At 70.1% G+C, this 20,208-nt stretch carries 16 protein-coding genes and 1 pseudogene; all 17 read right to left on the minus strand.

Annotated elements, in window-relative coordinates; genetic code table 11:
- Positions 1–16 precede the first annotated feature (16 nt).
- The gene (locus GWK61_RS38650; RefSeq protein ID WP_194916672.1) at positions 17–337 is read right to left on the minus strand and encodes an L-rhamnose mutarotase; all 321 of its coding nucleotides are present in this window, start codon (positions 335–337) and stop codon (positions 17–19) included.
- 33 nt (positions 338–370) lie between these two features.
- Entirely contained in the window at positions 371–3,607 is a 3,237-nt protein-coding gene (locus tag GWK61_RS38655) for a discoidin domain-containing protein (RefSeq protein WP_194916673.1), read from the minus strand.
- A 352-nt stretch (positions 3,608–3,959) separates the two neighbouring features.
- Positions 3,960–4,466 (minus strand): pyridoxamine 5'-phosphate oxidase family protein, encoded by a 507-nt coding sequence (locus GWK61_RS38660; RefSeq protein ID WP_194916674.1) that lies wholly within the window; start codon positions 4,464–4,466, stop codon positions 3,960–3,962.
- 84 nt (positions 4,467–4,550) lie between these two features.
- Complete coding sequence (locus GWK61_RS38665) at positions 4,551–6,008, minus strand: MFS transporter (RefSeq protein WP_194916675.1); 1,458 nt, start codon at positions 6,006–6,008, stop codon at positions 4,551–4,553.
- 118 nt (positions 6,009–6,126) lie between these two features.
- The gene (locus GWK61_RS38670) at positions 6,127–6,822 is read right to left on the minus strand and encodes a TetR/AcrR family transcriptional regulator (protein WP_194916676.1); all 696 of its coding nucleotides are present in this window, start codon (positions 6,820–6,822) and stop codon (positions 6,127–6,129) included.
- Between the two features lie 141 nt (positions 6,823–6,963).
- Entirely contained in the window at positions 6,964–7,827 is an 864-nt protein-coding gene (locus tag GWK61_RS38675) for a Sco1979 family transcriptional regulator (RefSeq protein WP_323747947.1), read from the minus strand.
- 89 nt (positions 7,828–7,916) lie between these two features.
- Positions 7,917–8,618 (minus strand): hypothetical protein, encoded by a 702-nt coding sequence (locus tag GWK61_RS38680; RefSeq protein WP_194916677.1) that lies wholly within the window; start codon positions 8,616–8,618, stop codon positions 7,917–7,919.
- A 75-nt stretch (positions 8,619–8,693) separates the two neighbouring features.
- Positions 8,694–9,434: an SDR family oxidoreductase gene (locus tag GWK61_RS38685; protein WP_194916678.1), complete on the minus strand. Its 741-nt coding sequence runs from the start codon at positions 9,432–9,434 to the stop codon at positions 8,694–8,696.
- Between the two features lie 82 nt (positions 9,435–9,516).
- Positions 9,517–9,788 (minus strand): annotated as a pseudogene (locus tag GWK61_RS38690) (type 2 periplasmic-binding domain-containing protein); the annotation flags it as partial.
- Positions 9,789–10,014: 226 nt separating this feature from the next.
- Positions 10,015–11,775, minus strand: coding sequence for a 3-oxosteroid 1-dehydrogenase (gene kstD / locus GWK61_RS38695; RefSeq protein WP_194916679.1), 1,761 nt, complete (start codon positions 11,773–11,775; stop codon positions 10,015–10,017).
- A 134-nt stretch (positions 11,776–11,909) separates the two neighbouring features.
- Entirely contained in the window at positions 11,910–13,757 is a 1,848-nt protein-coding gene (locus tag GWK61_RS38700; RefSeq protein WP_194916680.1) for a serine/threonine-protein kinase, read from the minus strand.
- A 175-nt stretch (positions 13,758–13,932) separates the two neighbouring features.
- Positions 13,933–14,871 carry an aldo/keto reductase gene (locus GWK61_RS38705; RefSeq protein WP_194916681.1) on the minus strand — a complete coding sequence of 313 codons (939 nt, stop codon included), beginning with the start codon at positions 14,869–14,871 and terminating at the stop codon, positions 13,933–13,935.
- Positions 14,868–15,779, minus strand: a complete 912-nt coding sequence (locus tag GWK61_RS38710; RefSeq protein ID WP_194916682.1) for a carbohydrate ABC transporter permease — start codon at positions 15,777–15,779, stop codon at positions 14,868–14,870. Before GWK61_RS38710 ends, GWK61_RS38705 begins: the two co-directional genes overlap by 4 nt.
- Complete coding sequence (locus GWK61_RS38715) at positions 15,776–16,666, minus strand: carbohydrate ABC transporter permease (RefSeq protein ID WP_194916683.1); 891 nt, start codon at positions 16,664–16,666, stop codon at positions 15,776–15,778. The genes GWK61_RS38710 and GWK61_RS38715 overlap by 4 nt, the downstream gene beginning before the upstream one ends.
- 76 nt (positions 16,667–16,742) lie before the next feature.
- On the minus strand, positions 16,743–18,077 hold the full coding sequence (locus tag GWK61_RS38720) for an ABC transporter substrate-binding protein (RefSeq protein ID WP_194916684.1): 1,335 nt from the start codon (positions 18,075–18,077) through the stop codon (positions 16,743–16,745).
- An 86-nt stretch (positions 18,078–18,163) separates the two neighbouring features.
- Positions 18,164–19,615, minus strand: a complete 1,452-nt coding sequence (locus GWK61_RS38725) for an aldehyde dehydrogenase family protein (RefSeq protein WP_194916685.1) — start codon at positions 19,613–19,615, stop codon at positions 18,164–18,166.
- A 227-nt stretch (positions 19,616–19,842) separates the two neighbouring features.
- A partial coding sequence (locus GWK61_RS38730; RefSeq protein ID WP_194916686.1) for a ThuA domain-containing protein occupies positions 19,843–20,208 on the minus strand: 366 nt, incomplete at its 5' end.

Here is a 20,208-nt window from a genome sequence, read left to right on the forward strand (position 1 = left end):
CCCCAAACCCAACCCCTCACTCAAGATGAAACACCTCAGCCAGCGCCACCATCCCCGCATCCGCCGCCCCGCCGTCCAGCCCCTCGAAGTACCGCGCCATCTCGGCCTGCCATCGCGCGTTCACCTCGGTCGCGGCCATGGCGGCTAGCGCCGCGTCGAAGTCGTCGGTTTCCAGGTAGCCGACCAGGAGGCCGTCCGGCTGGAGGAACAGTGAGTAGTTCCGCCAGCCGGATGCGCTCAGCGCCGCCAGCATTTCGGGCCATACCGCCTCGTGTCGTGCCTGGTACTCGGCGGCGAGTTCGGGCTTCACCTTCAACAGGAAACAGACGCGCTGCATATGGCGCAGCCTACGGCGCGCGTGACCTTGTGCCTACGTCACCGACATCCCCGCCAGCTGCATCGCATAGCTCCCAGACTGGATCGCGCTCAGCCTGTTCGCCGTCACCCGCACGTACCGAGCCTGCGTACTCGCGAACCCGAACGTCTGCCCGCCCCCAGCGCTCGGCTGCGGATACCAACGCCTGGCCACGACCGAGGTCCAGTTCGTCCCGTCCGCCGACACCTGGACGGTGAACGCCGACGGGAAGCCCATCCCCGTATCCGGCTCATCATCCCGAGGCCAGAGCGTGACGTGACTGACAAGCGACGCCCCGCCAAGGTCCACCTGAGCCCACTGCGTAGTGTTCGGCGAGTTCGACGCCGCGCTGGTCCACCCCGAGGACGCACCCTGATCCGTATGGTGCGCACCGTTCGTCAGGTTGGCGGTCAGCCACCCGACAGCAGTGTCCTCCGCCGAACTCGACGTGCTCGCCGGCCGCCCGAGCGCCAGATCGCCACCCAACGCCTCGATCTCAGCGAACTGCATCACGTAGTTCCCCTGCGCGTCGGCGCCCAGGTTCGTCCCCGTGACCTTCACGTACCGCGCCGTCGTAGCAGCGAACGGGAACGCCTGGTCCTGGTCCCCCGGCTTCGGATACCCGGTCTGGGTGCTCACCGTGGTCCAGTTCGAGCCGTCCGCCGACACCTGAACGGTGAAGTCCACCGGGAACCCGACGCCGACGTTCGCCCCGTCGTCGCGAGGATAGAGGTCCACGCGGTCCAGGGAGCGCGCCGTGCCGAGGTCCAGCTGCACCCACTCGGTGTGGCTGGTGGTGACGCCGACCTGGCTGGTCCATCCCAAGGCGCTCGCCGTCGAGGAGCGCTGGCCGTCGACCGCCGCCCGGGTCCCCCAGCCGTCGGCTTGGTAGGAACTGGACGCCGTGATCGTCGAGGACTCGGCCGGATCCACCGACGTCGGCATCACCCGCGCGTTCCAGAAGTTCGCGCTCGCCCCGCCGGTGACCAATCCGACGTCGCCCATCCCGAACCCGCTGTCGCTCACCGTCAGCACCGGCGCCTGCCCGGTCCCGGAGTACACCGTCAGGGTATTGCCCCGCGCGACCACCCGCAGATGCGTCCGCTGCCCCGGAACGTAACCCGGCACGTTCGCCGAAGCCAACGTAGTACCGCTGCGGTAGACGAACAGCTGCCCGTTGTCCCGCTGCGCGACCAGGTACCCGGAGTCCATATCGGTCCCGTTCACCGAATGCACCATCAGACCGGCCCAGTTGGTGTGGTCGGCGCCCTCTACGCCACTGATCTGCAAGTCCACGCTGGCCGAGACGTCACCGTAGCCGCGCCCCCGAACATATGAGACGTAACCCCAGTTGAAGACACTGGACTGCGTGTACTCCGCACCGCTCGTGGACCACGACCCGCTGGTGTGCGTCCAGAAGTGGTCGCCGCCGCTGAAGTCGTCGCTGAACGGCAGCGCGAGATCGCCGCTGGCCGCATCGAGCTCGTCCAGCAGCTGCTTGTGCCGCGCCTCCACGTCCCAACCCGAGGTGTCGTACGAGGTCGCGTTCGTGATCAGCGTCTCGGTCAGAGTCCGCGCCGCGTCCGGCTTCACCGCCGAGAGCTGGTGCAGCAGCTCGTAGTCCTGGATCCCCGAGGTCTGCGCCTCACTCCGCACGCTGTCATAGACCGCGTAGTCGGCCTTGTCCGGATAGACGATCCAGTGGTCGCCGGTCTGCGCGTCGTTGAACGTGTCAGCGGCCGGATAGGGCGGCGAGAAGTCGTCGTGCCAGTAGTTCCAGCCCCAGTGCAGGTACCCGACACCGCCGATCTGCCACACCAGCCACGGGATGAGCCGAGTCTCGTCGAGGTAGTTGCTCGTGAACCGGTTCATGTACATGCCCTGCGGCGAGATGCACGTGTAGAGCCACAGGTTCTTCCCGTTGATCCGGTAGTTCTGGTAGAGCGCGACGTCGGAGGCGTAGACCGGGGTCTGCGGGGTCTCGGCCGTCAGGTAGCCGGCGTCGCCGGTGAAGGTGTTGGCCTGCGCCTCGTTGGTGAGCGGGTTCGGGAAGTACTTGTCGTAGATCGCGTAGAACCAGTTCGCCGCCGTGGCCTGCTGGCTGGCGTACGGCTCGTCCAGGCCGCTCATGTAGAAGTGGTTCGTCCAGCCCATGGCGTCCAGGTGTGCCTTCAGGGCCGGGAAGAACGCGTTGAGCCACTTGGTGGTGTCCGGGCAGCCGTTCGCCGGGCCGGCGTTCACCGGACACAGCACGTGCGCGACCGCGCCGCTGACGCCGTTCGCCGGCACCAGGGTGTCCACCTGCTCGTCCGCGCCGCCGAGGGTCGGGCTCGGTTCCAGCAGGGTCGGCGTGTAAAGGTACTGCATCGCCCCGCTGCTCACGAACAGGTTCACGAAGCGGTCGAAGGTGCTCCAGCCGAACGTGAAGTTCCCCGAGGCGTCGACCGTCGTGTCCGGGATCGCCAGCGCCTCAGCGTCGGCGTAGATCACGTTGTTCCGGTGCTTGGCCATGTCCTTGGCGATGTTGCCCTCGACGGTCCACCAGTTGGCGTCGTACATCTGCACGCCGTACTCGTTGGGGACGTCGGCCTCGGTGCCCATGTAGTCCCAGCCCGCGGAGCCGAACCAGTTGTTCATCTGGAACGTCGACTGGGCGGTCGGCGGGATCGTGGAGCCGTAGACGGTCACGGTGACCGGCACCATCGCGGGGCCGCGGCTGGTCATCACGACCGCGCCGCCCATGTAGACGCCGGGCGTCTGGCCGGCCGGGACGTAGACCTCGTAGTAGCTGGCGAACGTGGTGTTCGCGGCGACCGACTGCGGACTGTCGTCCATCAGGGCGTCGTAGTAGGCGGTCCCGCCGTCCGGCGGCGTCTGGACGTGGCCGACCTTCTGGATGTTCGGGATGTTGTACTCGTACCGCGCGGTGATGCCGGAGGAGGGGATGGTCGCCCCGCCGGGACCGACCAGCGGCGACGGGACGACCGTGACGCCGCTCAGCGCGGACGACGAACGCACCAGGATCTGCTCGGCCTCGTAGTCGTTGCGCGCGGCGTACAGGTTGATGGTCGTCGGCGCGCCGCTGGGCGGGGTCGAGGAGGAGAACGGGCGGTCGGTCGCGTCCAGGGTCCAGACGGTGGGGCTGGTGGAGGCGGCGGCCGCGGCGTGCGGCGAGCTCAGGGCGGTCAGCGACCAGGCTGACAACGCCAGGCTCAACAGGAGGCGCAAGGACGTGCCCTGACGTATGCGCATAGGGACTCCGAGCAGGAGACGGTGTGGGGAGGGGGAGTCGCAAAGTGCTGAAACGATTCATACCCCGGACAAAGTGGGATCTAACCAGAGCCCTTAGTTGAATGACGCGTTGTCGGGCGAGGACGAGATCGCCTTTGCTTTGAATCGTTTTTAGCGACGGACGCGGCGCCGCGCGGGGCCGACGCCACGTCTTGCACCGCACCGCGAACGGCACCGAAAACAGCACAGCGAACCGCACCGGAAACCGCGCACGAAACCGCACCGGCGACACCGAGACCGAGGTCCTGCGCGGCTTCCTCGACGTGCCGGTTCCCCGGCCGCAGGCGGGAAAGAAGCCCGCGCCAAGCCTGCGTCAGACGCTCGCGAAGGTGAAGAGCTTCCCCGCCTCGATGCGCACGCCGAACGCCCCGGTCAATCCGTCCATCCACTCCTGGAAGTCAGGCTGCTTCGGCAGATAGTGGTCCAGCATCGCCTGCCGCAGCTCCGCGCAGTCCGGACCGTGCAGATCGAACAGCTCGGCCCGGCCGTGCACCGTCACCGCCAGCTCCTCCCCCGGCAGGTACGTCGCGCTGACCGCCGGGCGCGCCTTCAGGTGCCGGATACGCACCGCCTCCGGACCCGAGCTGAACCACCACGAGCCGTGCAGGAAGTAGCCGTCGAACGGGCCGGTGAGCGGACGGCCGTCGGCGGTCGCGGTCGCCACCGTGATCAGGCACATGCCCTGCAGACGCTCGGCGAGCGCCGGGGCGTCCATCCGACGATCAGCTGTGATGATGTCCCGCATGTGCGGCCCGGCGGCCGCGGCGCTGGCGTCGAGAAGCTGTTGCAGGGCGGCCAGTTCTTCGGTGGTTTCGAGCATGGTGCGAATATGTCACGCGGCACCGACGAGTTCCGGGCGGCTGGCCGAGACCGCCAGCCGCCCGGAGCAACCGGAGCAACCGGATCACACGGTGGCGGGCACCTCTGCGTCGTCGACACTGAGCTGCCCGTCCGGCGGCGCCGGCCGGCCCTTGACCGCGGGGATGATCAGCGCGGCGAGCGCCGCCAGCACCGCGGCCACGGCGAGCAGCCAGAACACGGTCGTGTAGCCGGAGTCCTTCGGGATCGGGTGGGCGACGCTGACGCCGGAGGCCAGCACGCTGGCCGCCACGCCGCTGCCGATCGCGCCGCCGATGGTGCGGATGTTGGCGTTCATGCCGCTGGCAACGCCGACCTGGGAGGCCGGGACCGACTGGACCACGATCGCGGACATCGAGGAGAACGCCAGCCCGATGCCGACGCCGAGCAGGCCGGAGGCCACGTAGATCTGCCAGCCCTGCGAATGTCCGAGTGCGAGGGCTGCGAAGCCGGGGATGCTGACCACGCAGCCGAGCACCAGCACGGCCTTCAGGCCGATCCGCTTGGCCAGCGGGGCGGCGGCGATGCCGAGCAGGAACATGAAGACCGTCATCGGCAGCAGATAGACGCCGGACTGCGTGATGCTGGCGCTCAGGCCGTAGCCGGCCACCGCTCTGGGGGTCTGCACGAGCTGTGGCAGGAACGTCATCACCGTGTACATGCCGACGCCGAACAGCATCGCGACGACGTTGGTGGTCCACACCGCCGGCAGCCGCATCATCCGCATGTCGATCAGCGGGGCGCTGGACTTCAGCTCGGTCCAGATCCACAGCGGCAGGCAGACCACGGCGCCGACGAACAGGCCGATCACCTTCGTCGAGCCCCAGCCCCACGTCGGGCCCTCGCTGACGGCCAGCAGCAGCATGACGAGCCAGGCCGAGAGCAGCACCGCCGCGCCCCAGCTGATCTTCCCGGGGGTGCGCACCGGGGATTCGGGCACCCACAGCCAGCAGGCGACGGTCGCGATCGCGGTCAGGACCATCGGGATCCAGAACAGCCAGTGGTAGTTCAGGTGCGTGACGATCGGGCCGGCGATCAGCAGGCCCAGGCCCCCGCCGACGGCCACGGTCGCCGAACCCAGGCCGATCGCGGCGTTCACCTTCTCGGCGGGGAACTCGTCGCGGATGATGCCGAAGGACAGCGGCAGCAGGCCGCCGCCCAGGCCCTGGATCGCGCGGGCGAGGATCATCAGGCCGACCGTGTGCGACAGCGCCGCGAGCCCGGAGCCCACGGTCAGCGCCAGCAGCGTGATGACCAGCATCCGCTCCTTGCCGACCTTGTCGCCGATGCGGCCCAGGATCGGGGTGGCCACGGAGGCGGCCAAAAGGTAGGCCGTCATCAGCCACGTCGCAGTGTCCTGCGTCGTGTGCAGGGCCGTGATGAAGGTCGCCAGGACCGGGGCGACGAGCGACTGCAGGACCGCGTAGGCGGAGATGCCTATGAGAAGGACCGCGAATATGACGTTGTAGTGGGGACGCGAGGCGTCCGCCGGACGTCTGGGCATGGTGCGACGGCTCCAGATCGGAAAGAGGGATGCGGGCGCCGGACGACACCGTCCGGCAGCTCGCCCACCCTACCGATTAAATGGCACACCGCGACAGTAAATCGCCGAGTGGCGCCGATCACACGTCCCCGGCCTCCGCCGCGGCCAGCCCGATCCGCGCCGAGGCCCGGATGGTGTCCTCCAGCGACAGCCCGTGCTCCCCCGGCGCGCGGCACACGTAGTGCCGCAGGCCCTGGTGCATGGCGGCCAGCAGCATCGAGGCCTTGACCCGGACCCGCAGGTCGTCGGGCGACAGCCCGAAGCGCTCGGCCAGCACCTGCGCCAGAGGCGCCACCGCCTCGGAGTAGCAGCGGCTCCACACCGCGTCGAGCAGCGGCTCGGTGTGCGTGAGCCGCAGCAGGTCGATGACCAGGAGCACCCGGGTCGGGGAGGCGGCGTCGCTGAACCAGCGGGTGTCGTCGGCGGCCTCGACCAGCGGACGACCGGCCGGCAGGTCGCGCACGTAGGAGGTGAACCGGTCCAGGCCGAACGACAGCAACGGCCCGGCGCAGGCCTCCTTGCTGGGGAAATAGCGCCAGAGCGTGCGGGTGGCGATGCCCGCGGCGTCCGCGATCTGCGCGACCGACGTGCCGTCCAGGCCCTGCTCGGTGAACAGGCGCACCGCGGCGATCGCGATCTCCAGGCGGATCTCGTCCTTGCGCGACTCGCTCAGCGGCGGCCTGCCGCCACGCCGCGCGGGCTCGGTCGCGGGCTCGGTCGCGGGCTCGGTTGCGGGTTCCGTCGCGCGTTCGGTCGCGGGCTGCGTCCGGGCCATGGGTGGTGCCTTCCGTGATGCTCTCCGTGCTGGCTGAAAACCCATGTTAATGGCACGTTGCGACGAATGGAAAAGCCCCGCCGCTCAGCACTCAGCACTCAACGCTCGTCGCCCGGGCGCCGCCCGAGATCGCGTGACGGATCAGAACTCGTTGATGAGCTTGCCCAGCGCCTCGGCGGTGAGCGCCGGAGTCAGTGCATTGACACTGATCCGCTCCATCACCTGCAGGTACACGTCCACGTCGTCGGGCTTGTCCAGATACAGCGCCCCGGACAGGTGCTCCAGGTAGACCACGTCCGGCAGGTCCTGCTCGGCGAAGCGCAGGATGGTGAAGGCGCCGGCGTCGGCGGCCTGGGCCCCGCACTCGAAGGGCAGCAGCTGCACCGTGACGTTCGGCCGGTCCATCATCTCCAGCAGGTGCGAGAGCTGCCGGCGCATGATCTCCGGGCTGCCCATCGGGCGCCGGACGGCCGCCTCGTCGAGCACCGCCCAGAAGCGCGGCGGGTTCTCGTCGTGGGACAGGACGTGCTGCCGTTCCTGGCGGATCGCGACGCGGCGCTCGACGTCCGCGTCGAGGGCCGTGTTGCCCCTGGCCACCACCGCGCGGGTGTAGTCCGGGGTCTGGAGCAGGCCGGGGATGAACTGCACCTCGTAGGTGCGGATCAGGTTGGCCGCCGTCTCCAGGCCGACGTAGTTGGCGAACCAGCTGGGCAGCACGTCGTGGTACCCGTGCCACCAGGAGGCCGCGTTCGCCGCGTCGGCCATCGACAGCAGCGGCTCGCGCTCCCGTTCGTCGGTGACGCCGTACAGGGTCAGCAGGTCCGCGACGTCGCGGACCTTGAAGCCGACGCGCCCGAGTTCCAGCCGCGAGATCTTCGATTCCGAGGAGCGGATCTCATAACCCGCCGCCTCCCGCGTGATGTGCGCCGCCTCGCGCAGGCGCCGCAGCTGGGAGCCGAGCATGAGGCGTCGAACGGTGCTGGACGTGCTGTGCGCCTCGCTCACCTGCACAAGGTACAGGCTTCCGGCTCGACAGTCAGGCACACGGCCGATTTCGCAATCTCAGGGATAACCCCGAGGGGTTCACCAGGGGTTCACCGGGCCTGGAACACGTCCCCGTACCGCTCCCAGCGCGGCCACGGCCCGAAGTGCACGGCGTACCACTGCCCGCGCCACGACAGCAGCGAGAAGACGCCGAACGAGTGCGGCACGCCGTCGAGCGTGTACCTGACGCGCGAGCCGTAGAGCCGGTAGTAAGGGATCTTGTTCTCCTCGGATCCCGGCGTCATCCACTCCGCGTTGCCGGCCGGCACGTCGATCCCGACCAGCCGGGCCCGCTGCGCACCCGCGCCGAGCAGCCGGTGCGCGGCGTGCACGTCGAGGTCGAAGTAGCCGAGCAGGCGGTGGTCGTAGTCGCCGGCGGCGTTCCACAGGGCCTTGAGCTGCACGTACGCGGTCTTCGGGAAGAAGAACGGGTGTGCCTCCTGCGAATCGTCGTCGACGATGCCCTGCCACAGCACCCGCAGCCGGGCCTGGAACTGCTGGTCGGCGCTGCTCGGCAGGGCGCGGGTCTGCGGCAGGGTGCCCGGGTCGACGGCCGGCGGGACGAGCGCGGCCGGCGTCGGTTCCGGGGCCAGGCGGGAGGGCACGTGCAGGTGCGGCGGCGCTTCGGCGGTCGCCGTCACGGCTCTGGTCTGCGCAGGCTGAGACGACCCGTGGCGCGTGGTCTCCACCCCGGCCCACGCGGCGATCGCCACCGTCACGGCGAACGCGGCGACCCTGGTCAGCGGCCTCATGACAGGGTTCTTCTCCCCCGGGCAGGCGCGCCATTCCGGGGTTCGCCCCGATGGGCTAAGAGGCCTTGCCGCAGGTCAGCCGAGCTGGCCGGTGGGCCGCACCACGAGCTGGTTGACGTCCACGCCCTCGGGCTGGTTGACGGCGAACAGGATCGCGGCGGCGATCTGCTCGGCGGTGAGCGTGGGCGCCGCCTGCGGTGATCCGCCGCGCTCATCCCAGAAGGGGGTGTCCACGACGCCCGGGGCGACCAGGGTGACGCCGACGCGGTCCTTGGCGACCAGCAGGCGGACGTTCTCGACCAGCGCGTGCACGGCCCACTTGGTGACCGAGTACAGGTTGCCGGGCGTGTACCGGATGCCCGCGACCGAGCCGACGACCACGATGCGGCCCTTCGACTCCCGCAGGTGCGGCAGCGTCTCGCGGACCAGCAGGGCCGGACCGAGGACGTTGGTCAGGACCATGGCACGCATGGCGTCGGGGTCGTGGTCCTCCAGGGTGCCGGGCAGGGAGAAGCCGGCGTTGGCGATGACCGTGTCGAGGCGGCCCCAGGTGTCCAGTACTTGACGGACGGTGGCGGCAACGTCGGTCGGGTCGGCGGCGTCGCCGTTGATCGTCAGCAGCCGGTTTCCGGAGTCGGTTTCGGACTCGGACTCGGCTTCGGCCCCGGCTTCGGCTTCGGCGGAGGCGGCGAACGCGGCCAGCTTGTCGGCGTCGCGGCCGGTGACCGCCACGCGGTGGCCCTGCTTGAGCAGCGCGCGGGCGGTGGCCGCACCGATTCCGCTGGAACCTCCGGTGATCAGCGTGACAGGTTCCATGGGACGGCCTCCCGGGCTTCAGGTGTTGATCAACGGCGACCGCGGAATGATATCCGACCTCTTCGGACGAGGCGTGATGCGCTTACGAGGGCACGAGAACCCGGCGCACCGCGCCGCGCAGCCAGTGGTGCGCGCCGTCGACCGTGTGCCGGGGGTGCCAGGCGATGCCGATGGTCAGCGGCGGCAGGGCCACCGGGACGTCGAGCAGGCGCAGCCCGAGGGCGTCGGCGGTGAGCGGCGAGGCAGCGGCGAGGGAGCGGCGCCGGGGAGTGCGGCCGGGACGAGGCAGACGACGTCGCTGCGGGCGGCCAGGGCCATCGCGGCGAGGTGGCTCGGGAGCACGACTCGACTGCGTGGACGGCGACCGCAAGACGCCCATGGTCGCCGTCGCCGACGGCGTAGCCCGCACTCCCCAGACCGCCTCGCCGACCACGTTCGAGCAGTGGTGCGCCAAGACGCTGACCGCCACCGAGCATCGCCCCGCAGCTCAGTCCCTCCCCCGAGAGATCGCGACAGCGACGACGACAAGCACGAGCACGACGACACCCAGACCGATCACGCGGTCCTCCCCCACCCGAGCTCAAATATCGTTGCCTGCAACGTACCCGAACGTCATCGCCGGCCCAATGGTCGAGCCCGCCCCGGCGTAACTGTGCCCCATCACCGCGGCGCTCGCGTTGCCCGCCGCGTAGAGCCCGGGGATCACTGAGCCGTCGCTTCGCAGGACCCGTGCGCGCTCGTCGGTGACCATGCCGCCCTTCGTGCCGAGGTCGCCTGGGACGATGCGCAGGGCGTAGAACGGCGCGAGCCACAGCGGCGCCAGGCACGAGTTCGGGATCACCGCCGGGTCCGTGTAGTAGTGGTCGTAGACGCTCGTGCCGCGGTGGTAGTCCGTGTCGGTGCCGGTGAAGGCCAGGCCGTTGAAGTGGGTGACGGTGTTCGTCAGCGCGGATGGGGAGACGCCGATCTGGTTCGCCAGGCCCCACAGGGTCAGGTCCCGGTAGACCGAGCCGTTCTGGTACCAGGAGGCAGGGAACGGGAGGGTCGGGAGGATGTCGCGGAAGACGTAGCGGTCGCGGAAGTTCTGGTCGATGATCAGCCAGGCCGGGATGTCGGGCGCCGTCGCGTTCTGCCGGTACATCGTGTGCACCACGTCCACGTACGGCGCCGCCTCGTCGACGAAGCGGTGCCCGGCCTGGTTCACGATCAGCCCGCCGGGCAGCGTCCGCTCGGCCAGGCAGAAGTACGGCCCGTCGCCGCTCGGGATCGTCGGGCCCCACCAGGCCTCCTCCATCAGCGCCAGCGCGGCGCCGGCGCGCTGGCCGGCCAGGATGCCGTCGCCGGTGTTCTCCTTCGCGCCGACGCTCCAGCTCGTGCCGATCGGCTGCTGCTGGTACTGCGCGCGCATCGCGCCGTTGTGCTCGAAGCCGCCGGAGCCGACGATGACGCCCCGGCGCGCGTTGATCAGGCCCGGCGTGCCGTTCTGCGTGACGACCACCCCCGCCGCACTCCCGTTGACGATGTTCAGGTCCGTCAGCGGCGTGTTCAGCAGCACCGGGACGCCGGCCTGCATCAGCCCCGCGCGCAGCCCGGTGGCCAGCGACTGCCCCATGGTCAGCGGCTTCTGCCCGGCCAGCGCGGCGGCGGCCCCGCGCGCTGCGGCCCCGGCGGCGACCGCCGCGCCCTTGACGTTGACCGCGGCCAGGTTGATCCACTTGTAGTCCTGGCTGAACACCACCAGCCCGGCCGGCACCGGCAGGTAGGCCGGGTTCAGGTGTGCCAGCTCCGATCCCAAAATGTTGCCGTCGATGACGTCCGGCTCGATCGACCGGCCGCCGGGCATCCCGCCGGGCAGCTCCGGATAGTAGTCGGAGTAGCCGTCCATCCACTTGAACCGGCACGGGCTGTGCGCCATGACGAACGACAGCATCGCCGGTCCGTTGTTCAGGAACGCGGCCTGGCGCGCCGCAGGAGAACCGCTGCCGACGACCGCCGCGAGGTATTCGGCCGCCAGGGCCGGGGTGTCGGGGACGCCGGCGGCGAGGATCACCGAGTTGTTCGGGATCCAGATCCCAGCGCCCGAACGCGCGGCCGAGCCGCCGAACGTCGGCGCCTTCTCGACGACCACCACCGACAGACCGCGCGCCGCGACCGTGAGTGCGGCGGTCATCCCGGCCGCGCCGCAGCCGACCACGACGACGTCGTACGTCCCGAGCACGGGAGCGTCGGCGTAGGCATTCGCACTGCCGAAAGCTCCCGCGCCGAAGAGAGCGGCGGTGGTCCCCACGGCGGCACCCTGCAGGACGCGGCGGCGGGAAAGGTCTGTTCCGTGCTCGGGCATGGGGCCCTCCGAATCCGAGACCTGACGATGCGTCAGAACGCATCAGGAATCTGATCCGGTGCTCTTGGGAAGTCAAGAGGCGTTCCGGCCCGGCCGCGCGCCGGCGTTCCAGAGGCAGCGTCAGGGATTCAGCGTCACGGATTCAGCGGCGGCCCGACCACGAACGAGACCGACAACGACCGGTTCCCCGACGAGGCCCGCACGTGGTACCGACCGTCCGGCAGCACGATCGAGCCCGCTCCCTGGTCCAGGGCGACGCTGATCGTCCCGCTCCCGTCGACCACGGTCGTGGCCTGCGGCACGGCGGCGTCCAGGAACGTGACCGTGACCGTCTGCCCCGCGGGCCACCCGACGCCTTCCAGGATGAAGGTGGTCCGGGGGTCGCCGAACGGCGGCCGGACGTCCAGCCGCGTCCCGTCGACCACGGTCGCCGCGCCAGGTGGCGGACCCTGCGGCGGGCCTCCGCCGGGTGGCGGGCCCTGCAGCGGCGGACCGCTGCGGGTCGGCGGAGGCGACGAGGCGGTCGGCGGCGGGGAGCCGGGAGGCGAGCCGGCGGGCCGGCCGCAGGTCACCCCACTGGTTGCCCCGCCAGTCACCCCACTGGTTGCCCCGGTAGCCGCCGCCGGCCCGGCCCCCGCCTGCGTCGAATTCGAGTCCTTGGAACCGAGCGTCACCACACCGGCGAGAAACAGAGCACTGATGGTCGCCGCGCCGATCGCCAGCACCACACTGCCCGCGACCACCGCCGGCCCCATCGGCGAGCGCCGCTGCCACCGGCCCGGTCCCCACCGCCCGACGCCGGAGCCGGCTCGGGCCCGCCGCCGGCTCGACGCGGCCCGGCTCGCCGGCACCCAGTGCGACCCGTCCTGGTCCGGCGGCAGCGACGGATGCCGGGGCCGCGGGTCGCCGTCCGGGGAGTCGTCGGCGGTCCCGGCCTCGACGTCGAAGGCCCCGTCGCCGGTGAACACCGTCTCGTCCACGGGTTCTGACAGATCCCCGAAGCTGTCGGCGGAGCGCACCGCGACATGGGTCTCGTCTTCCGAGCCCTCGCTCGCCGCGTCCGGTGTCGACCGCCGCGTCCGCGCCAGCTCCATCTGCTCGCTGCGATACCCCTCGATGTACTCCAGCACCGCGTCGGGCAGCGGCCGCGCGGAGTCGGCCCCGGCCAGGTGCGGCGCCAGGGCGGCGAGCAGCGAGGCCGGCGTCGGGCGGTCCGTCGGCTTCAGCGCCAGACAGGCCGCGACCAGCCCGCGCACCTCCCGGGGCACCTGCGCGAGGTCCGGGGGCCGCCGCATCTTCTGCAGCAGGACCCCGACCGCCTTCTCCTCCTGGTACAGCGCGGCGCCGGTGGCCGCGTGGTAGAGCGTCGCGCCGAGCGCGAACACGTCGGCGGCCGGTCCGACGACCGGCTCCCCCGCGGCCTGCTCGGGCGCCATGTACAGCGGCGTCCCGAGAACCATCCCGGCGGCCGTGCCCTGGGGCAGTCCGTCGCGGCGGGCCAGGCCGAAGTCGATGACCCGCGGGCCGTCGGCGGTGACGAGCACGTTGGCGGGCTTGAAGTCCCGGTGCACGAGCCCGGCCCGGTGCACGCACTCCAGCGCCTCGGCACAGCCGGCGGCCAGCCAGCGCACCGCCGACACGGCCAGCGGTCCGCAGGTGGCCACCAGCTCCTCCAGCGACGGCGCGGGCACGTACACCGTGGCCAGCCACGGCAGATCGGCGTGCGGGTCGGCGCCCACCACGGCCGCGGTGAACGCGCCGCTGACCCGCTTGGCCGCGTCCACCTCGTGCGCGAACCGGCGACGGTATCCGGGATGCTCGGCCAGCCCGGACCGGATGGTCTTCACGGCCACCAGCCGCGAGGACGCCGAGCGCGCGAGGTACACCTCGCCCATCGCGCCCGCGCCGAGGCGCCGCACCACCTCGTAGGGCCCGATCCGGGCAGGGTGGAACGCCTGAGGCTGCCCTGACCGCGTCCGCATCGAGATCCGCCCTCCGGAAGGGACTGTGGCGCCGGAGCCTGGGTGGACGCTGCGGTTTGCAGAGTCCTTATTAATCTAGCTGCTGGCGCCGGAAGCGGCGGGTCTTCGGGGAACTCTGTTCGAGTGGTAACCGAGTTGTAGTAATCCAGGTGGCGGTCCAGACGATCCCAGTGATCTAGGCGGTCGCCAGATCAGCGGACGGCACCGGCATCTCCTCCGACAGCAAACCCTCCTCTCGCAGGCGCATCCAGACGCCCGCCGGTATCGGCTGCGCGGCCCACTCCAGGTTCTGCGCCAACTGCCCGCGCGAGTCCGGGCCGGTCAGGACGCAGCGCACCGCGGGATGCCCCAGCGGGAACTGCAACGCCACCGCGGCCGTGGGCACCCCGAACTCGTGGCACACCTTCGCGATGTGCGCCGCCTTCGCGCGGGTCTGCTCGTCGACCGGACGGTAGCGGAACATGGCGTTGGCGACGCCGTCGATGAGCCCGCCGTGCAGCGACTGCGCCGCGACGACGGTGACGCCGCGCCGCTCGGCCTCGGGCAGCAGTTCGTCCAGGGCCTGGGTGTCGAGCAGCGTGTAGACGCCGGCCGCCAGCACCAGGTCCGGATCAGTCTCCCGGATGAAGCGCGTGAGCATCGGCGCCTGCACCATGCCGACGCCGACCGCGCGCACCACCCCCTCGTCACGCAGCCGCGCCACCGTCGGCCACGCCTGCTCCAGGGCTTCGCGCCAGTGGTCGTCGGGGTCGTGGATGTAGAGCATGTCCACGCTGTCCACGCCGAGGCGCAGCAGGCTCTCCTCCAGCGAGGTCAGGATCCCCTCCCGGCTGAAGTCGTAGATCCAGTCGGCGCCGGTCTGCTTGGTATCCGGGTGCGAAGGCCGGACCAGGCGTCCGACCTTGGTGCTCAATACGTACTCCGCACGCGGACGTCCGCGCAGCGCGAGGCCCAGCAGCCGCTCGGAGTGCCCGGCCCCGTACATGGGAGCGGTGTCGAAGTAGCGCATCCCGCTCTCCCACGCCGCCTCCACACAGTCCAGAGCCTGCCCGAGCCCGACGCCGTCGTTGGCGATCGCGGCCGCGCCGAAGCCCAGCCGGGGAAGTGTGATCATGCCTTGACCCCTCCGGACACCAGGTCCACTCGCCAATACCGTTGCAACAGCAGGAACACCGCGGCCAGCGGCACGATCGACACCAACACCCCGACGATGACGATCGTGTACTGCGCGGCCTGGCCGCCGGTGATGATCAGCAGCCCGTACAGCCCCTCGGTCAACGGGAACAGCTGGTCCCGGTTGAGCATCACGAAGGGCAGCAGGAAGTTGTTCCAGATGCCGATGAACTGCAACAGGAACACCGTCACCAGTGCCGGCATCATCAGGCGCGCGCCGATCGAGGCGAACATCCGCCACTCCGAGGCCCCGTCCACCCGCGCCGCCTCCAGCAGCTCGTTACTGACCGACGCCTCGGCGTAGATCTTGCACAGGTAGATCGCGAACGGGCTGACCAGCTGCGGCAGGATCACCGCCGCGTAGTTGTTGGTCATCCCCAGCTTGGCCAGCAGCAGGAACTGCGGGATGGCCAGCATGATCTGCGGGAGCAGGACGGCCGCGACGATCAGCCGGAACAGCCAGACGCTGCCGTAGAACCGGTACTTGCCCAGCGCATACCCGGCGCAACCGCAGACGATCGTGGAGAGTGTCGCGCCGCCGACCGCGTAGATCACCGAGTTGACGGCCCAGCGGATGAAGATGCCGTGGTCGTAGGCGAACAGGGCGCGCAGGTTGGAGAAGAAGCCGCCGTGGAAGGACGGCGCGAACGGCGCGGTCGAGAACAGCTCGCTGTTCGTCTTGGTGGAGGCGATCACGATCCAGACCACCGGCAGCACGCAGTACACGGCGCCGATCAGCAGGATGACGGTCGGGATCCAGTTCGTCCGGCCCCCGGCCTTCCTCCCGGCGCCGGTCGCCTCGGTCCGTGCCGTGCCCGCCTTCGCCGTCCCGGTCGTGGCCGCTGTCATCGTTCACTCCTACGCGCTGTCAGACGGAGCACCGTGTTGGCGGCCACGGTGGCGGCGACCGTCAGCACGATGAGCAGGAACGAGGCGGCCGCCCCGCGGTAGATGTCGTTGTCCACGAAGGCGTCGGTGTAGACGCGCATCAGGGGTACCCAGGTCGAGCTGATCGCGTTGGTGACCGGTTTGAGCGTGGTCGGCTCGTTGAACAGCTGGAGCGCGCCGATCAGCGAGAAGACGGTCACCAGGGTCAGCGTCGGGGCCAGCAGCGGCAGCTTGATGCGCAGCGCGATCTGCAGCTCGCTGGCCCCGTCCAGCTCGGCGGCCTGGAACAGCTCGCGCGGCAGGCCGCGCAGCGAGGTGTAGATGACGACCATGTTGAAGCCCAGGACGCCCCACACCGCGACGTTGGCCACGGAGAAGAACACCGTGTGCGAGCCGAAGTAGTTCACCACGTTCCCGCCGATCGGGCTGGTCGCCGGCAGGTACATGAAGCCCCACAGCAGCGTGGCGACCACACCCGGCACCGCGTACGGCAGGAAGATCGCCAGCCGCGAGAAGCCGACGAGCCGGGTCCGTTTGGCGTCCAGGCACAGCGCGAACAGCGTGGAGAAGCCGATCGTGGCCGGCACGCCGATCACCGCGACCAGCAGCATCCGGCCGATGCTGTGCCAGAACTCCGCGTCGCCGAACGCCGCGCGGTAGTTCTCCAGGCCGGCGAAGACGGTGGTCGGGTTGTCGGTCCCGAACAGGCCTCCGCCGGCCCTCTGCTTCATGAAGCTGAGATAGATCGCGTAGGCGCCCGGAGCCACCGTGAACAGCAGGAACAGCACCACGGCCGGGATGAGCAGGACCTGCGGGAGCACCGTGTGCCTGCGGCGAGGAGCCTTCATGGCCTCTTCTTCCTGTCCTTTCCTGTGCTTGCCTGTGCTTGCCTGTGCTTGCCTGTGCTTGCCGGTCCTTCCGGACTCAGCCGGTGACCGAGAAGCCGCGCTTCTTCAGGTCGTCGACCGTCGCCTGCTGCATCTGCGTCAGCGCCGCGGACAGCGGCGTCTTGTTCTGCAGGGCGGCGGCGAAGTCGTTGGAGTAGGCGTCGAAGGTGACGTTCGCGTTCGGGCCCCAGACCTGGAACGTGCGGACGTTCTTGGCCGCCTGCGCGATCAGCGTGTTGTAGTCCTGCTGGTCGGACATGAACGGCGGCGGGGTCTTCAGCGCGTCCTGGCTCTGGTTGGACAGCGAGGCCGGGAACGCCGCGACCTGCTGGATCAGGGTCTTGACGCCCTCGGTGGAGGAGTTGAGCCACTTGACGAACTTCGCGGCCTCGGCCGGGTGCTTGGAGTTCGAGGTCACCGCCTCGGTCTCGCCGCCCCAGATGCCCACGGTCGGGTCCCCGGCGGTCCAGGCGGGCAGCGGTGCGGCGACCCACTTGCCGGAGGTGTCCTTGGCCACCGACGGGAACTGGTTCGGCGCCCACTGCGCGCTGACCCAGCCGATGATGTTCCCGCTGTTCATGTCGGTGCTCCACTGCGGGGACCAGTTCGGCTCCGGGGAGACCAGGCCCTTGTCGATCAGGTTGCTCCAGTAGTTCGCGACCTTCTGCGTCGGTGCGTCGTCGATGGCCACGTTCCAGGTGGTCCCGGACGTCGTCCACCAGTTGGCGCCGGCCTGCTGCGCGAGCCCGGCGAACCAGCCGGAGTCCACGGCCGAGAAGTTGCCGATGTACTGCTTGGGGTTCTTGGCGTGGACGGTCGCGGCGTCCGCGGCGTACTCGTCCCAGGTGGTCGGGGGCTTGAGGCCGAGGGAGTCGAAGATGTCCTTGCGGTAGAAGAAGACCATCGGGCAGACGTTCTGCGGGACGCCGTAGGTCTTGCCCTCGAACTGCACCTGGGACAGCGAGGACTTGTCGAAGTCGGCGGAGATGTCGCCGACGTACTGGTCGATCGGCACGATGACCTTGTTGGCGATCAGCGCCGGGAGCGCCTGGTACTCGACCTCGGTGACGTCCGGGTTGGTGCCGGCGGCGTTGTTGGTGATCAGCTTGTTGTAGAGGGTGTAGCCGGTGCCCGAGGGCTTGCTCAGCTGCACCTGGATGTCGGGGTTCGCCTGGTTCCACTGGTCGACGGCGGCCTGCATGCCGCCGTCCCAGTTGACGTAGGTCAGGGTGACCTTGCCGTGGCCGCCGCTCGCGGCGCCGGCCTTGTCGCCCGCCTTGGGCGAGGAGCTGGAGGAGCTGCATGCGGTCATCGCCAGCGCGGTGGCGGCCAGGGTGAGGGCGGCGGTGCCCCTCATGAGGTTGGTGCGCAATCCATTGCCTCCTTTAATGCATTGTCATGTGTGGTTCGTCATGTGCCTAGGTGGTTGGTCGTGCACGGTTGGTCGTGCACGGTTGGTCATGCACCGGCAGCCCAGGCCGGAAAGGTCACCGGCGAGGTCTGCAGGCCGATCCACTGCCGCCGGGTGAACCCGGCCAGCTGGCCTTCGCCGCCGTGGCGGGCGTAGCCGTCGTTGACGTGCACTTCGTTGCTGTGCATCCGCTCGGCGAACGCGTAGCCGCGCAGCGGGTCGCCGGTGAACACGGAGTTCATCAGCGTCCGGTGGCGGTTGGCCAGCTCCAGCGCCTGGTCCTCGGTGTCGACGACGGTGACCGGCAGGACCGGGCCGAACGTCTCCTCCTGGAAGATCGGCATGTCGGGGGTGACGTCGGTGAGCACGGTGGGCCGGTAGAACAGGCCGTCGTACTCGCCGCCGACCGCGACCCGCGCGCCGGCCCGGATCGAGGGCAGGACCAGGCCCTCGTGGAAGCGTGCGAGCTGGCCGGCGGTGATCACCGGGCCGAGGTCCACGTCCTCGCGCAGCGGGTCCCCGACCCGGAGCTTGCGGACGCGCTCCACGATCGCCTCGGTGAAGGCTTCGGCGATCGGGCGCTGCACGATGTGCCGGCCGGCGCTGATGCAGGTCTGGCCCTGGTACCACAGCGCGGTCCAGACCGCGCAGCTCGCCGCCTGGTCGACGTCGGCGTCGTCGAGCACGACGAAGGCGTTGTCGCCGCCGAGCTCGGTGATCACCGGGGTGCCGGTGCGGCCGCCGTGCTCGCGGATCGCGGCGCCGACCTCGTAGGAGCCGGTGAAGTGGATCAGGTCCAGGCCCGGGTGCTGCGACAGCGCGGCGCCGGTGGCCGGTCCGTCGCCGGGCAGCACGGCGAAGACGCCGTCCGGGACGCCGGCCGCGCGCGCCGCCTCGGCGAGCACCTGGCCGCCGGCGATCGGCGTCAGCTCGGCGGGCTTCAGGACCACGGCGTTGCCGTAGGCCAGGCCCGGGGCCAGGGCGCGCATCGCCAGGCTCATCGGGTAGTTCCACGGCACGATCAGGCCGATGACGCCGAGCGGCACGGCCCGGGACAGCGACATCTTGCCGGGCTTGTAGGGCGGCAGGATCGAGCCGGCGTTCTCGGTGAGCTGGGTCGCGGAGTTCAGCAGCTGGTTGATCGACTGGCCGAGTTCCTCCTCGGCCTTCTCCGCGGTGCCGCCGGTCTCGCGGATGATGAGCGAGATCAGCTCGTCGTGGCGCCGCTGGAGCTGCGCGGCGAAATCGCGCAGGACCTCGCAGCGGGTGTTCGCGTCGGTGTCGGCCCAGGCCGGCTGCGCGCGCCGGGCGGCGGCCACCGCGCGGTCGACCTGCTCGGCGGAGGCGTCGGCGTAGCGGGCGAAGGCGCGGCCGGCGGCCTTGTCCAGGACCGGGCGCCAGGGCGCGGCGGGGGTCTCGAAGCGGCCGTCGATGAAGACTTCGGCGGTGTACTCGGCCGCCTCGGTCGCGGTGGTCGCTGCGGTGCTGACAGAACTCATCAGGGATCCTGATTCTCTGCGTGCTGGTTCTTTGCGTACTGGTCTTTGCGTGGCGGTTCGCTGTCTTACGGGTTCGCTGTCTTACGGGCTCGCGGTCCTGCGCGTTCGCTGTCTTGCCGGTCGTGCATGTTTCGGCCCGGTGTCCACCCGCTGACGACCGGACTTAATTAACGATGAAAGATAAGGGGGCCGGAGGGGGCTGTCAACGCCCCCGCCGAGAGCCGGATCTAGCGCGCGGCCCAGAGCAGACCGCGCTCCGTCAGGGTTCTGACAGTGGATTCGCGCAGGTCCTCCACCCGGTGCCCGACCGCCGAGACGAACACCTTTCCGGCACCCCACCGCCGGGTCCACACCACCGGCATCGGCACCGCTTCACCGCCCTGACCTCCGTCTCGGGCATCAACACCGGTCGTCGCCAGCACCGTGTCGCGGGCGTCGGTGATCACCCAGTACTGCTCGCTGTGGACGTCGAAATCCCCGAGCCCGGCCACGATCGGATGCCCGGCATGCTCCGCCGCGATCTCGACGCGGTAGGTCAGGAATTCCGGCGGATGGAACAGGAACAGCCCGCCGACCATGCGCAGATAGTCCGG

This window comes from Catenulispora rubra (assembly GCF_015356825.1).
Classification (GTDB): domain Bacteria; phylum Actinomycetota; class Actinomycetes; order Streptomycetales; family Catenulisporaceae; genus Catenulispora; species Catenulispora rubra.